This window comes from Embleya hyalina (genome assembly GCF_003967355.1).
Classification (GTDB): Bacteria; Actinomycetota; Actinomycetes; order Streptomycetales; family Streptomycetaceae; genus Embleya; species Embleya hyalina.
In genome coordinates this window covers 449627-463564 of the sequence record NZ_BIFH01000015.1, presented here as the reverse complement: position 1 = coordinate 463564, position 13938 = coordinate 449627, and the positions used below count along the sequence as shown (strand labels likewise).

The following is a 13938-nucleotide window of genomic DNA, read 5'->3' as shown; positions in this document are numbered from 1 at the left end:
CGTTTTCGGGGCGCACGACGCGCCGGAGTGCGCCGCGCCCGGGATAAAACACCACGGGATTCGCCACCTTGGGGACGGCAGGGTGCGAACCGGTCTAGATCGCCATTCCGTACACAATCGTGAACAGCGTCCCGAGCGATCCGATGATGAAGACACCGGTCAGACCGGCGATGATGAGGCCCTTGCCCTGCTCCGCGCTGAACGTGTCGCGCATCGCGGTCGCTCCTATGCGCTGCTTCGCCGCGCCCCAGATCGCGATCGCCAGGCAGAGCAGCAGCGCCACGGCCATGATCACCTCGACCATGATCCGGGCCTCGCCGCCCAGCCTTGCGAACGGGCCCCAGTTCGGAGCTATCCCGCCGATGATCGTATTGATGTCGCCGTTGCCGCCGTTGCCTTTGCCTTCTGCAAGAAACACGTCTTTCACCGCCCCCGAGGTCGGGCTTTGGTCGCCTGCCGTCACATTCGACGGCAGGAGTGGGTCGTTCGTTTATTGTGCTGTGGGGAAGCCGATCGGGCTACCACCTCGGCAAGTGTGTCTGCTTACTGTGTGTATCACGGGTGATTGCGCTGAGCAATCGTGACGCGCACAATGAGCTCGGAGCGTCCGTCGCGGTCCCGCCCGACCGCGGAGAATCGGGGGGTACCCGCGATGCGCAAAGCCTGGGTCGCCGGTGGCATCGTATTCGCGATCCCCTTCGGTCTGGTCGGCCTGCTCACGGTGGGCGTCGGCGCGATGCAGTCCGCCTCCGGCGGGCCGGCCGGCGCCGGCGGCACGATGGCGCTCGCCCCCGGCACGGTGCCGGCCGCGTACGCGGCCTCGATCGACAAGTGGGGGCGGCTGTGCCCGGAGATCTCGCCGGCGCTGCTCGCCGCGCAGCTGTACCAGGAGAGCGGCTTCGACCCGACCGCGGTCAGCAACGTCGGGGCCCAGGGCATCGCCCAGTTCATGCCCACCACCTGGCCGGAGTGGGCCACCGACGGCAACGGTGACGGCAAGGCGAGCCCGTGGGATCCGGCCGACGCGATCCCGGCCGCCGCGCGCTACGACTGCTCGCTCGCCAAGTACGTCGCCTCCGTGCCGGGGGATCGCACCAACAACATGCTCGCCGCGTACAACGCGGGCGCGTACCGGGTGATGCAGTACAAGGGCATCCCGCCGTACACGCAGACCCAGGACTACGTGAAGAACATCCGGGCCCTGGAACAGAGTTTCGGCGTGGTCCAGACACCGCTGCAGCCGATGGCGCTCGCGGCCGGCGCGGTCAACTGGGCGCAGACCAAGCTCGGCACCGAGTACCTGTGGGGCGGCGAGGGCACCGTCGCCGACGGCGGCCGGTTCGACTGCTCGGGGCTGACCCAGGCCGCCTACGAGACGGTGGGCATCAAGCTGCCCCGGGTGGCCAACGACCAGTGGAACGCGGGACGACACCCCTCGCGCGACCAACTCCTGCCGGGCGACCTGGTGTTCTTCGCCACCGACCTGCGCGACCCGCGCAGCATCCACCACGTGGGGATGTACGTCGGCAACGGCCAGATGATCCACGCGCCGTACACCGGCACGGTGATCAAGTTCGGCCCGATAGACAAGCCCGACTACATCGGCGCGACCCGGGTCACCCCCGAGGGCGCCAAGTCGCTGCCCGATCGCAGCCCCGGCTCGGCGAACAACGACTCGGGCGCGGGCAGTCCGGCCGCCGACCCGGGCAAGACCGGGACCGGGAACGCGAGTTCGACGGGCGCGGGCAAGGCGGGGAGCGCGGCCGGCGTCCCGCAGCCGCGCCTGCCCGCCGCCGACCGGCCGCGCGCGGCGACCGCGGGCGACACCCGCGCGCGCTGACGGGCGGGGTTCGCCGAGCCGCGCGGCCGAGCCGGGTGCGGCCGGGTGCGGGTGACCGGCGATGATGGGGCGGGTCCGCCCTGGGGCAGACGACGCGACCCGATCCGCCGAGGCGTTCCGGACGGGCCCGACGGCAGAAAGGCCCGGTCGAGATGGCGATGATCCCCGGCACCGGCAGGTTCACCGCGGTGGTCGCCGTGCTGGCCGCCGCGTTCACCGCTGCGGTGGTACAGCTGACCGGCCCCTACGGATCGCCGACCCGCTACGCGCCGACCCTGCCGATCGGGATCGAGGCGCTGGCCCCGGCGCCCGGCGTCGGCGGCGCGGTGATGCAGGTGGTGGCCCATCAGGACGACGACCTCTACTTCATGAACCCCGACATCGACCGCGCGGTGCGCGCCGGCACGGACAACGTGACCGTCTTCCTCACCGCGGGGGAGGCGGACGGCCGCAACGGCCCCGGGAGCCGCCCGGACGTGCGGGCGTACGCGGCCGCGCGCAACAACGGCTCGCGCGCCGCCTACGCGTTCATGGCGCTCGGGGACCGCGCGGCGCGCTGGGAACGACACAGCATCCGCCTGCGCGACGGCGCGCACGCCGAATTCGACCGCCTCGTCGACGCCCCCAACATCAAGCTGGTGTTCCTCAACACCCGCAAGGAGGAGGGCATCGGCGCGAAGGGGCGGCTGCGCACCCTGTGGAACGGACAGGAGCGCGAACTCGACACGCTGGCCCCGCTCGACGAGCCGGCGGGCGGACCGTACGCGTACACCCGCGACGGGCTGATCCGGTCCCTGACCGACCTGATGCGGGCCCAGGCGCCGACCGTGGTGCGCACGCTGGACCCGGACCCCGATCGCCAGAAGCACGACGCGAGGCACCCGGCGCACGCGGACCACAACGGCGTCTCCGACCACCAGGACCACACCGCCGCCGCGCGGTTCACCTGGGAGGCGCTGCGCCGCTACAACACCGACCGGCCCGCCGGGGCCGCCGCGGCGATCGCGTATCGCGGCTACTACAACGAGCGCTGGCCGCACAATCTGGAGCCGGCCGCCCGTGAGCGCAAGGACGCCGTCACCCGGGTCTACGGCTGGACCGACCGCGAGCACCACTGCCCGGGCCGGGCGGACTGCGGCGACCTCAAGGTGCGCGACACCGCGTCCCGCAGCAACTGGCCGCAGAGCACCACCTACCGCTTCCCCGACCCGGGCCCGGTGCCGGTGCTCGGCGCGGACGGCCGATCGACCGCCTGGTCGGTGCTCGGCGGCCGGATCACCCGCTGGGCCGAGGACGGCGCGGGTGTCTGGTCCGCCGCGCGCGACCTGGGCGCTCCGGGCGATGGCGAACTCGCCCCGGCTCCGGCCGTGGTGCGCACGGCGGACGGGCGGATCCGGGTGTTCGCGCTGCGGATCGGCGGCGCGGATCGGGCCGATCGGGACCGGCTCGCGATCGTCACCGCGATCGAGTCGACGCCCGGCGGCGACCTGGGCCCGTGGCAGGACCTGGGCGGCCCGGACGACGGCGCGACGGGTCTGGGCCCACCGGTGGTCCGGGCCGACGGCGCGGGTGGGTTGCACCTGTTCGCGCGCGATCGGGCCAAGGGCATCGACACCCGGTACCTGCCCGCCGGGAGCACGGTGTGGTCGCCGTGGCGCGACCTCGGCGGCGCCGAGATCGTCGAGGGTCCGACCGCGGTCACCCGCCCCGACGGCCGGATCACCGTGTTCGGCACGGCCCGCGAGGGCATCCGCGCCTGGGACGTGGTCGGCGACCGGTCCGGGCCGCCACGCACGATCGCGGCGGATCACCCGGTCGGGCCGCCCGCGGCGTCGGTCGGCGCCGACGGCCGGGTCACGGTCGGCTACCGGCGGGCCGGGACGGCGGAGATCGCGGGCACGACCGAGGCCGGTCCCGACACGTGGATCCCCACGGCCGCGCGCACGGCGGCCGGGGCCGGCTACGAGCCGCTGTGGCAACTGCCCCGCCCCGACGGCACGCTGCTCACCTCGACCCGGGACGCCGAGGGCCGACCGGTGCTGCTCGGCGCGACTCCCACGCCGCTCGTGCTCGACGACCGCCCGACCCCGACCGGCGCGACCATCGCGCTCGACGGCGCGGGCCGAACGACGGCCCTATGGCTCGCCGCGAACGGCACACTGCACACGACCCGCCTCCCCTGACCCCACCCGCCCCGCGCCCACCAACCGCCCGGCCCCCGTCCACCCGGCCCCGAACCCGCCCCGGGACGCACCTGTGTCCACTCGGCCCCCGCGCCCGCCGACCGCCCAGCCCCCGTCCACCCGGACCCGGGCCTGCCCCGGGACGCGCCCGCGTCCACCCGGCCCCGGACCTGCCACGGGATGCACCTGTGTCCACTCGGCCCCCGGGCCTGCCCCCACGCGCCCCGTGCCCGTCGATTCCTCGGCCCGCCTCCGCTTGCCCCGAGCCCGCCACCGACGCACCCGCGCCGACCCGGCCGAGGGTCCGCGCCCCGCGCCCCGCGCCCCGCGCCCACCCGGCCCGTCGCGTGCCTGTCGCCCACCCGCCCCGCCTCGCGCCCGCCCCCGGGCCCGCCACCAACCCGCCCCGCGCCGCCCCGCACACGCGAACGGCGGGCGTCCCCCGGAGGGGACGCCCGCCGTTCGGCGCGGGAGTGCGGTGGATCAGACGTTCACGCCGTGGCTGCGCAGCCACGTCATCGGGTTGACCGCGGAGCCGTAGTTCGGCGTGGTGCGGACCTCGAAGTGCAGGTGCGGGCCGGTGACGTTGCCGGTCGCGCCGGAGAGCGCGATCTTCTGGCCGGTCTGCACCTTCATCCCGGCCTTGACCGAGATCGAGGACAGGTGCGCGTACTGGGTGTACTTGCCGTCCGCGTGCCGGATCACGACCTCGTTGCCGTACGCGCCGCCCCAGCTGGCCGAGACGACCGTGCCGGAGGTGACCGCGCGCACCGTGGTGCCGGTCGAGACGGCGAAGTCCTGGCCGGTGTGGTGGCCGCTGGACCAGCGCGACCCACCCGAGCCGAAGCTCGCGGTCAGGGTGGCGCCGGAGACCGGGGCGACGTACGAACCGGAGGCCTGCTCGGAGCCCTTGGCCGAGGAGTCGGCCTTGGCGCTCTCGGTCTTGACCGCGGTCTTCGGCGCGGCGGCCGGCTTGACCTCGGTCTTGGCCTCGGCCTTGGGCGTCTCCGCCTTCGGTGCCTCGGCCTTCGGTGCCTCGGCCTTGGTCTCGGCGGCCGGCGCGGCCTTGCCGTCGACCGTCAGCCGCTGGCCCGGGAAGATCAGGTCCGGGTTCTCGCCGACCACGCTCTTGTTGGCCTCGTACAGCTTCGGCCAACCACCGGGCACGTTCCGGGCGTTCGCGATCTGCGACAGCGTGTCGCCGGCGACCACGACGTAGGAGCCGGTGCCCGCGTCGGTCTTGGCGGTCGTCTCGGCGGCCTTGGGGGCCTCGGTCTTCGGGGTCTCCTCCTTGGGCGCCTCGGTCTTCGGCGCCTCGCTCTTGACCTCGATCTTCGGCTTGGCGGCTTCGGTCTTCGGCGCCGGCTTGGCGCTCTCCGTCTTCGGCGCGGTCTTCGGCGCGGTCTTGCCGCCCGCCGAGCCCGTGTCGAGGTCCGGAGCGGCACCGCCGCGGGTCAGGCCCGCCTTGACCGAGCAGACCGGCCAGGCGCCGGGGCCCTGGCTCTTGAGCACCTTCTCGGCGATCGCGATCTGCTGGCTCTTGGTCGCCTGGTCGGCGCGCGCGGCGTACTGCGAGCCGCCGAACTCGTTCCAGGTGCTCTGGGTGAACTGGAGGCCGCCGTAGAAGCCGTTGCCGGTGTTGATCTTCCAGTTGCCCGTGCTCTCGCACTGGGCGACCTTGTCCCAGGTGCTCACGGACGCGGCCTGAGCCGTGCCCGCCCCGATGATCGGCATGGCGACGCCGACACCGGCGACGCCGGCCGCGGCGATCAGACGCGTGGTCCTACTGGTGCTGCGACGGCGATGACGCCCGGTTCCGGACAGCATGGCTGGATCCTCTCCCACGCCTACGAGGTGAGCTGTCGGATTCGGGCCGGAGATCGATAGCCCGGCCACGTCCCGAAGAACGTGGCTTCACCCCAAGCCGTTCGCGGCCGCCGATCGTTACGATCGGTGCCGTTCGCGGCGGTTCACCTGTGGTTCCCCCGCTCCTGTCGTGTGGTGCTCGTCAGCCTCCCGAACGGCCGGCGACAGGATTCGGCGTACCGGCGATCGGGGTCCGTGTGGGATACGGACGGATCGAACGCTAAGCAGGCTCCGGCGAAGATCACAAGTCTGTGTCGGATAGAAGCCGATTATCCGTTTTGCGGTTGAGCGCAATGTAGATGATCCCTTACGGAAAGGACCGTAGTTGGCGTTCCGTGGTGGATCCGGCCGGATCGAGTGACAAAGAACCTTGATCGAGCCTCGTGTGGATCACCTCGGAATGATCACCGAAGTCCCGTTCGTCACAGGCGCATCGCGCGTCTCGTGTCCGAAATGGCGCCGTTACCCGTCGAGGCGCATGTCCGCACCCGCCGTCGGGGTGATTCGAACCACAGGACAAAAGCCCCAAGTCCGATTCGTCCCGGCGCACTTCACCCCACACGCGCCCCGCGACGCCGACTCGACAGCCGGCGTCGCGTCGAGGCGTTCGGGGCATTCGAAGGCACTCGGGGTGATTCGGGGGCACGGGACGTGCGGCACACGTCCGGACGGCCCGGCGCTCACCGCGCGGTGCGTCCCGCACCCGTCACCCGCGCTGCGCCCGCCACCCCGCCCACGCGCTCTCCACCATGTCGGAGACGTCCAGGCGGGCCTTCCAGTCCAGTTCGGCCGCGATCCGCTCGGCGCTCGCGACCACGCGGGCCGGGTCGCCGGCGCGCCGGGGCAGCGTTTCCGGCGCGAACTCGCGCAAACCGGTGACCTCGCGGATGAGGTCGACCATCTCGCGGACGGAAGTACCCCTACCGCGACCGACGTTGAGCGCCAGGCGCGCGTCCGGGTCGGCGGCGAGCCGGCGGGCGGCGGCCACGTGCGCCTCGGCCAGGTCCACCACGTGGATGAAGTCGCGTACGCAGGTGCCGTCGGGGGTGTCGTAGTCGTCGCCGAAGATCACCGGCGCCCGACCCGCCGTCAGCTTCTCCAGCACCATCGGCACGAGGTTGAACACGCCCCCGTCCGCGAGCTCCGGCGCGCCGGCACCCGCGACGTTGAAGTAGCGCAGCGAGGCGTAGGCGATCCCGTGCGCCCGCGCCGTGGCCTTGATCAGCCACTCGCCGACCAACTTGCTCTCGCCGTACGGGTTGATCGGCAGGCACGGGGTGTCCTCGTCGACCAGGTCCACGTCGGGCATCCCGTAGACGGCGGCGCTGGAGGAGAACACGATCCGGGGCACCTCGGCCGCGACCATCGCCGCGAGCAGCGTGCGCAGGCCCTCGACGTTCTCCTCGTAGTAATAGAGGGGACGCGCGACCGACTCCGGCACCTGCTTCTTCGCCGCGATGTGCACCACGCCGTCGACCCCGTGCGCCCGGAACGTCTCGTCGAGGAGCGCCCGATCCAGGACCGACCCGACGATCAGCGGCACCCCGTCGGGCACCCGCTTCCGCTCACCCGTGGAGAGGTCGTCGACGACGACCACGTCCTCACCGGCCGCGAGCAACACTCGCACGACATGCGTCCCGATGTATCCGGCACCGCCGGTGACAAGCCACTTCATGACGCGAGCCTATCCGGCCGATCGGGCTCGGCCCGGCTCTGCGACGGCGCCTTCCGTCCCGACTCCGTCCCGACCCCGTCTCCGGCCGGTCAGTCCCGGGTCTGCGTGGACCGGAACGCGACACAGGCGGCGTAGTCGGGAAGGAGCCCGTCGGCGATCATCTCGGCCAGCGTCGGCGCCGCGGCGTCGCGGTCGGACAACTGCGGGGTCTCCGCCGGCCACGAGATGGCCAGCTCCGGGTCCAGCGCGTGCACGGCCCGCTCGCGCGTGGGCGCGAACGTCTCGGAGCACAGGTAGCTGACCGTCGCACCCTCGGTGAGTGCGCAGAAGCCGTGGCCCAGGCCCTCGGAGATGTACAACGAACGGCGCTCCACGTCGTCCAGCTGCACACCTTCCCACTTGCCGAAGGTGGGCGAACCGATCCGAAGGTCCACCACGACGTCCAGGACCGCGCCCTTGACGCACGAGACGTACTTGGCCTGGCTCGGCGGCACATCGGCGAAGTGGATCCCGCGGACCACCCCCTGCGCGGAGACCGACATGTTGGCCTGGGCCAGCCGCATGGGATGACCGATCTCCTCGGCGAGGCGGTCGAAGCGGTACCACTCGGTGAACATGCCTCGCGGGTCGCCGTGCAACTGAGGAGCGATCTCCCATGCGCCCTCGATGGACAGGGGACGGATCTTCATGCGTTGGTCCTCGAATCGGGATGGATTCGCCGTCGGACGGTTCGGCCGGCGGCGATCTCGTTTGCGGGTGCGTGACTCAGTGCGTGCCGTCCGCCGGGGCCAGTCCGTCACCGTAGGTGAGCAGATCGAGCAGATACTGCCCGTAGCCGCTCTTGAGCAGTGGGCCCGCGAGTTCGCGCATGCGATCGGAGTCGATGAAACCCGCGCGCCAGGCGGCTTCCTCGATACAACCGATCTTGAGTCCCTGTCGTTCCTCGATCACGCGGACGAATTCGGCGGCGTGTACGAGTGAGGAGAAGGTACCCGTGTCCAGCCAGGCGGTGCCCCGGTCCAACACGCTGACGTGCAACTCGCCCTGTTCGAGATAGGCGGCGTTGACGCCGGTGATCTCCAACTCGCCGCGGGCGCTGGGCTCGAGGCCCTTCGCGATCTCCACGACGCGGTTGTCGTAGAAGTAGAGCCCGGGGACGGCGTAGCGGGACTTGGGCCTGGTCGGCTTCTCCTCGATGGAGCGGGCCCGGCCGTCCGGCCCGAACTCGACGACGCCGTAGGCGGTGGGATCGGCCACGGGGTAGGCGAAGACGCGTCCGCCCCGAGGTTCGCTGTCCTCGCGCAGGCGCCGACCGAGCCCGACGCCGTGGAAGATGTTGTCGCCGAGGATCAGTGCCACCGACTGGTCGCCGATGAACTTCTCGCCGATCAGGAACGCCTGGGCGATGCCGTCGGGGCTCTCCTGCGCCGCGTATTCGAGACGCATGCCCAACTGGGAACCGTCGCCGAGGAGGCGCTGGAAGTGTGCCTGGTCCTGAGGCGTGGTGATGACCAGCACCTCACGGACGCCCGCCGTGATCAACGTGGTCAAGGGGTAGTAGACCATCGGTTTGTCGAACACTGGCATGAGTTGCTTGGAGACGGCCTGGGTGATGGGCCAGAGGCGGGAGCCGGTACCGCCCGCAAGAAGGATGCCACGCATGCCATCACCTTAAGCGGTGCCTCACGGCGGGTGAGTACAATCCCGTGTCCATGAGGATCCTGATCACCGGTGGAGCCGGATTCATCGGCTCGGAGTACGTCCGCAACCTGCTCTCCGGTGAGGCGCCCTCGGCACCCGCGCCACAGGTGACCGTGCTCGACAAGCTGACCTACTCGGGCAACGAGGCCAATCTCGCCTCGGTCGCGGAGCACCCCGGCTACACCTTCGTTCGCGGCGACATCTGCGACGAGGAGGTCGTGGACGACGTGGTGTCCGGGCAGGACGTCATCGTGCATTTCGCCGCCGAGTCGCACGTGGACCGCTCCATCGCCGGCGCCGGACCGTTCGTGACCACCAACGTGCTGGGCACCCAGGTGCTGCTGGACGCCGCGCGCAAGCACGGGGTCGGTCGCTTCGTGCACGTGTCCACGGACGAGGTCTACGGTTCGATCGACGAGGGGTCCTGGACCGAGGAGTGGCCGCTGGCGCCGAACTCGCCCTACTCGGCCAGCAAGGCCGCGTCGGACCTGCTCGCCCTGGCCTACCACCGCACGCACGGCATGGACGTGGTGGTCACCCGCTGCTCGAACAACTACGGGCACTACCAGTTCCCCGAGAAGGTCATCCCGCTCTTCGTGACGAACCTGCTGGACGGCCGGCGGATCCCGTTGTACGGCGACGGCGGCAACATCCGTGACTGGCTGCACGTCTCGGACCACTGCAGGGGCATCGACCTGGCGATGCGCTCGGGTCGCCCGGGCGAGGTCTACAACATCGGCGGCGGCACCGAGATGACCAACAAGGAACTGACCGAACTGCTGCTCGACGCGTGCGGTGTCGGCTGGGAGATGGTGGACCACGTCCAGGACCGCAAGGGCCACGACCGCCGCTACTCGCTGAACATCGACAAGATCGGCGAGGAGTTGGGCTACGCCCCGCAGATGAGCTTCGAGGAAGGTCTGGCCGCGACGGTCTCCTGGTTCGGGAAGAATCGCACCTGGTGGGAACCGCTCAAGGCGGCCGCCGCACTCTGAACCCGAGTGGCCGCTCCGGCCCCCGGCGCACGCTCCGCATCACAACCAACCTACGAGTGAGCGATGAGAATACTGACGCGCGCTGTCGGCAGCCTTCCACCCGGGACGCTCTTGGTGGGCGCGGGCACCGCCGTGGTCGGTGCGGCCTCGTACATCCACCTCGCGGTCGCGGGGCACACGCTCGACGCCGACGACATGTCCGGGGTGTCGGTGTTGTGGACGATCATCTTCTCGGTGGGCCTGGGGCTGTTCTTCCCGGTCGAGCAGGAGATCGCGCGCATCGTCGCGGCCCGTTCGGTGGAGGGCGAGGGCGCGGGTCCGGTCCTGCGTCGCGGCACCGTGCTGGCGTGCGGGATGCTCGCGGTGGTGGTCGCCGTGATCGCCGCGGCGTCCGGTCCGCTGGCCGACAAGCTCTTCGACGGTGACAAGACCCTGCTGACCGCGTTGGCCGGCGCGCTCGCGGGGCTGGTGGCGGTATCGGTCACCCGGGGCACCCTGGCCGGCCTGAAGATGTTCAAGGCGTACGGCGCGAGCCTGGCGCTCGACGGCGGTCTGCGCATCGTGTTCGCCGTCGGCCTGGGCGTCACGGGCACCCGGTCGCCGCTGATGTTCAGCCTCGTGCTGACCGTCGCGCCGCTGCTGGCCACGCTGATCATCGCGGTGCCCGTACTGCGGGCGGCGCGGCCGGGTCGGCAGGTGGCCTGGCGCGAGTTGTGCGGCGGGCTGTCCCTCCTGGTGGTCTCCACGCTGCTGGCGCAGATGGTGGTCAACATGGCCGTCATCAACGTCAAGCTCCTCGAACCCGAGGCGACCGCGTTGATCAACGCGCTGTTGTCGGCGCTGATCCTGGCCCGTGTCCCGCTGTTCGTGTTCGGCGCGCTCCAGGCGTCGCTGCTGCCCGGGTTGGCCTCGATCTACGCGAGCGGCGACCTGGCCGGCTTTCGCAACCTGATGAAGCGCGGCGCGCTGCTCGTGACGGCGCTCGGTGTGGCGGGCGGGCTCGTCGCGACCGCGCTCGGGCCGTGGCTCGTCACGATTCTTTTCGACGCCCCGAAGAATGTCCTCGACTACGCGGACTTCTTCTGGTTCTCCGCCGGAACCATCTGCTACATGCTGGCGATGGTATTGGGTCAGGGTCTGATGACCATGGCCCGTCACAGATTCCAGTTGGTCGCGTGGATCGTCGGCACGGCGGTTCTCCTCGGGGTGACGTTCCTGCCCGGGGACATCAAGCTCCGAGTCGAGATCGCGTACGCCGCAGGCTCGTTCGCGGTGGCCCTGGTGATGGCCCTGGCCCTGCGCCTGCCCGCCAGGGGCGGCGCCGGGTCCCGGTCCGCGGACGGTTCCGGGGTACTGCCGCCCACCTCGCTGTCGGTGTCGTCCGCACCGGGATCCCGATAAAATGCGCCACGCGGAGCAGTTTCGATCCTGCTGCTACTTTCTTGGGTGTAGGTGCGTCGAGCGATGAGTACAACATTCGACATCATGTTGCCGTATTACGGCGACGTCTCCCTGATGCAGGCCGCGGTGCGCAGCATTCAGGATCAGACCGATCCGGACTGGCGTCTCACGGTGGTGGACGACGGAACCGAGCCCGGCGTCCCGGAATGGTTCGCGGAACTCGGTGACAAACGCATTCGCTACTTCCGTAACGAGCGCAATCTGGGCGTCACCGACAACTACCGAAAATGCGTCGGGTTGGTCGAGCACGAGCACGTCGTCCTCATGGGCACCGACGACATCATGCTGCCGAACTACCTCGCGGTGGTCCGCTCGGGGCTTCGCCAGTATCCGGACGTCGCGATGGTCGAACCCGGTGTCGAGGTCATCGACGGGAACGGCGACCGCATCCACACGATGGTGGACCAGACCAAGCGTCGGCTCTACTCGCCCAAGGTGCGGGGCCGCCGACTGATGGGCGGCGAGGAGCTGGCCACCAGCCTGCTGCGTGGTAACTGGCTCTACTTCTCCTCGATCTGCTGGCGGGCCGACGTCCTGAAGTCGGTGTCCTTCCGGGACGGCTACGACGTCATCCAGGACCTCGCGCTGGTCGTGGACGTGCTCCAGAGCGGGGCGTGGATGTTGCTCGACGACACGGTGTGCTTCCAATACCGTCGGCACAAGGTGAGCCTTTCCTCCGTGCGGGCCTTCAACGGCAGTCGATTCACGGAGGCTCGCGAATACTTCCTCGATGTCGCGGATCGGCTCGACGAGCACGGTTGGCCCAAGGCGGCGAAGGCGGCGAGACTGCACGTATCTTCGAGAATCCACGCGGCGAGCCTGGTTCCGGGAGCAGTACGCACCAAACAACCGGACGGCGTTCGCGCCCTGGCGCGGCATGCGCTGGGACCCATCCGCCGGCCGACCCAGTAGTCGTCTCGTCGGTGAAATCATGAGATGGCATGGCGTTCACGCCGATCCGACCATCCACATCAGCAGCTCAGGAGACTGACCAGTGCCATCTGTTTCGCCGCGTACCCCTCGGACGGACTCCAACGGTCCTCGCCGGGTCGCCGTGCTGGGCGGCACCGGCCACATCGGCCGAGTGCTGTGCGATTCGTTCGCCGAACGCGGAGACGTCGTCGTCGCCTTCGCCCGCACCGTGCCCACACGGCCGACCGGCGTTCGTTTCATTCCGCTGGACGTGGTCGACACCAAGCCCGAGGAACTCGCCGCCGTCCTCGAAGCGGAACGCTTCGATGTCGTCGTCAACGCCATCGGCGGAGTGTGGTCGGTCCCCGAAGAGGGCATGGTGCGGGCCAACATCACGGTCGTCGAGCGGCTGCTCGAGGCGCTCGCCCGGATGGCCGACCGCCCGCGCCTGGTCCACCTCGGCAGCGTGCACGAGTACGGACTCGTGCCGGTCGGCGTGTCGATCGACGAGTCGACCGAGCCCGCGCCGGAGATGGGCTACGGCAAGACCAAGCTTCGCGGGACCGAGTTGGTGCTCGCCGCGTGCGAACGTGGTGACGTCGACGCGGTGATCCTGCGGATCAGCAACACGATCGGCCCCGGTCTGCCGGTCACCAGCCTGCTCGGCGCGGTGGCCGCGAAGCTCGGTGACGCCCTGCGCGCCGACCGGACGGCGTCGCTCGAGTTCGCCTCCCTCCAGTCTGCCCGCGACTTCGTGGACATGCGCGACGCGGTCAAGGCGATCGTCGCCGCGGCCGGGTCGGACGTCTCCGGACAGGTGGTCAACATCGGTCGGGGCGAGGCGGTGACGGCGCGGGTCGTGGTCGACCTGCTGATCGAGGCCAGCGGAGTCCGGGCCGAGGTCGTCGAGGGACCCGTCACGGCGCCGGAGACCACGTGGCAGCAGATGAACGTGGCGAACGCCGCGCGTTCACTCGGTTGGAAGCCCGGCTACGAGTTGTCCGAGGCGATCGGTTCCCTGTGGGACGCGTACATCGCGACGGAGCGGATCGAGCCGGCTCCCTGACGTGAGACTCCTTCGTACGATCCGCCCAGCGAGATCACCGCACCCACTCGATGTGTCGGGTGAGTCCTGTCGTCGTCTCGCGATGGGCAATCCGCCATCGAGAGTGGGCGACCTCGATATCAATCCCAGCGACAAAGGTTCGCTAGCATCGACGTGTTTGCCGAGGTTCCGGAGTGCGGCGCCTCCGGAAGCCCGGCGACAGGGCCTGATGTCGGCTGTGAAACCGGAAGCGGTCACAA

At 70.4% G+C, this 13938-nt stretch carries 11 protein-coding genes and 1 riboswitch; of the genes, 6 read left to right on the top strand and 5 right to left on the bottom strand.

Going from position 1 to position 13938, the window contains the following annotated elements:
• Positions 1-94: 94 nt before the first annotated feature.
• Positions 95-418 carry a DUF8827 family protein gene (locus EMA17_RS09725; protein ID WP_078979333.1) on the bottom strand — a complete coding sequence of 108 codons (324 nt, stop codon included), beginning with the start codon at positions 416-418 and terminating at the stop codon, positions 95-97.
• A gap of 234 nt (positions 419-652) precedes the next feature.
• Between EMA17_RS09725 and EMA17_RS09720 the strand changes: the two genes are divergently transcribed.
• Both EMA17_RS09720 and EMA17_RS09715 read left to right on the top strand, forming a co-directional pair.
• Complete coding sequence (locus EMA17_RS09720; RefSeq protein ID WP_126636498.1) at positions 653-1840, top strand: C40 family peptidase; 1188 nt, start codon at positions 653-655, stop codon at positions 1838-1840.
• Between the two features lie 152 nt (positions 1841-1992).
• The gene (locus EMA17_RS09715) at positions 1993-4023 is read left to right on the top strand and encodes a PIG-L family deacetylase (protein WP_126636497.1); all 2031 of its coding nucleotides are present in this window, start codon (positions 1993-1995) and stop codon (positions 4021-4023) included.
• 483 nt (positions 4024-4506) lie between these two features.
• Here EMA17_RS09715 and EMA17_RS09710 read toward each other — a convergent pair whose 3' ends face one another.
• From EMA17_RS09710 to rfbA, 4 genes are all read right to left on the bottom strand, one after another.
• Positions 4507-5850 (bottom strand): transglycosylase family protein, encoded by a 1344-nt coding sequence (locus EMA17_RS09710; protein WP_126636496.1) that lies wholly within the window; start codon positions 5848-5850, stop codon positions 4507-4509.
• Between the two features lie 2 nt (positions 5851-5852).
• A riboswitch (cyclic di-AMP (ydaO/yuaA leader) is annotated at positions 5853-6037 on the bottom strand.
• Between the two features lie 558 nt (positions 6038-6595).
• Positions 6596-7564 (bottom strand): UDP-glucose 4-epimerase GalE, encoded by a 969-nt coding sequence (galE, locus tag EMA17_RS09705; RefSeq protein ID WP_126636495.1) that lies wholly within the window; start codon positions 7562-7564, stop codon positions 6596-6598.
• Positions 7565-7653: 89 nt separating this feature from the next.
• Positions 7654-8253 (bottom strand): dTDP-4-dehydrorhamnose 3,5-epimerase, encoded by a 600-nt coding sequence (gene rfbC / locus EMA17_RS09700; RefSeq protein WP_126636494.1) that lies wholly within the window; start codon positions 8251-8253, stop codon positions 7654-7656.
• A gap of 76 nt (positions 8254-8329) precedes the next feature.
• Positions 8330-9226: a glucose-1-phosphate thymidylyltransferase RfbA gene (rfbA, locus tag EMA17_RS09695; protein ID WP_126636493.1), complete on the bottom strand. Its 897-nt coding sequence runs from the start codon at positions 9224-9226 to the stop codon at positions 8330-8332.
• Between the two features lie 50 nt (positions 9227-9276).
• Here rfbA and rfbB point away from each other — a divergent pair, with 50 nt between their 5' ends.
• The 4 genes from rfbB (at position 9277) to EMA17_RS09675 (ending at position 13699) form a co-directional block, all read left to right on the top strand.
• Positions 9277-10260, top strand: a complete 984-nt coding sequence (rfbB, locus tag EMA17_RS09690; RefSeq protein WP_126636492.1) for a dTDP-glucose 4,6-dehydratase — start codon at positions 9277-9279, stop codon at positions 10258-10260.
• A 63-nt stretch (positions 10261-10323) separates the two neighbouring features.
• Complete coding sequence (locus EMA17_RS09685) at positions 10324-11661, top strand: lipopolysaccharide biosynthesis protein (RefSeq protein WP_126636491.1); 1338 nt, start codon at positions 10324-10326, stop codon at positions 11659-11661.
• A 63-nt stretch (positions 11662-11724) separates the two neighbouring features.
• Entirely contained in the window at positions 11725-12633 is a 909-nt protein-coding gene (locus tag EMA17_RS09680; RefSeq protein WP_126636490.1) for a glycosyltransferase family 2 protein, read from the top strand.
• 82 nt (positions 12634-12715) lie between these two features.
• A complete protein-coding gene (locus tag EMA17_RS09675) occupies positions 12716-13699 on the top strand; it encodes an NAD-dependent epimerase/dehydratase family protein (RefSeq protein ID WP_126636489.1) in 984 nt (327 codons plus the stop codon).
• Positions 13700-13938: the final 239 nt, after the last annotated feature.

Excerpts from the sequence above, each read along its gene's own strand:
- EMA17_RS09720 (WP_126636498.1), top strand. The coding sequence starts at position 653 with ATGCGCAAAGCCTGGGTCGCCGGTGGCATCGTATTCGCGATCCCCTTC.
- EMA17_RS09715 (WP_126636497.1), top strand. The coding sequence starts at position 1,993 with ATGGCGATGATCCCCGGCACCGGCAGGTTCACCGCGGTGGTCGCCGTG.
- EMA17_RS09710 (WP_126636496.1), bottom strand. The coding sequence starts at position 5,850 with ATGCTGTCCGGAACCGGGCGTCATCGCCGTCGCAGCACCAGTAGGACC.
- galE (WP_126636495.1), bottom strand. The coding sequence starts at position 7,564 with ATGAAGTGGCTTGTCACCGGCGGTGCCGGATACATCGGGACGCATGTC.
- rfbC (WP_126636494.1), bottom strand. The coding sequence starts at position 8,253 with ATGAAGATCCGTCCCCTGTCCATCGAGGGCGCATGGGAGATCGCTCCT.
- rfbA (WP_126636493.1), bottom strand. The coding sequence starts at position 9,226 with ATGCGTGGCATCCTTCTTGCGGGCGGTACCGGCTCCCGCCTCTGGCCC.
- rfbB (WP_126636492.1), top strand. The coding sequence starts at position 9,277 with ATGAGGATCCTGATCACCGGTGGAGCCGGATTCATCGGCTCGGAGTAC.
- EMA17_RS09685 (WP_126636491.1), top strand. The coding sequence starts at position 10,324 with ATGAGAATACTGACGCGCGCTGTCGGCAGCCTTCCACCCGGGACGCTC.
- EMA17_RS09680 (WP_126636490.1), top strand. The coding sequence starts at position 11,725 with ATGAGTACAACATTCGACATCATGTTGCCGTATTACGGCGACGTCTCC.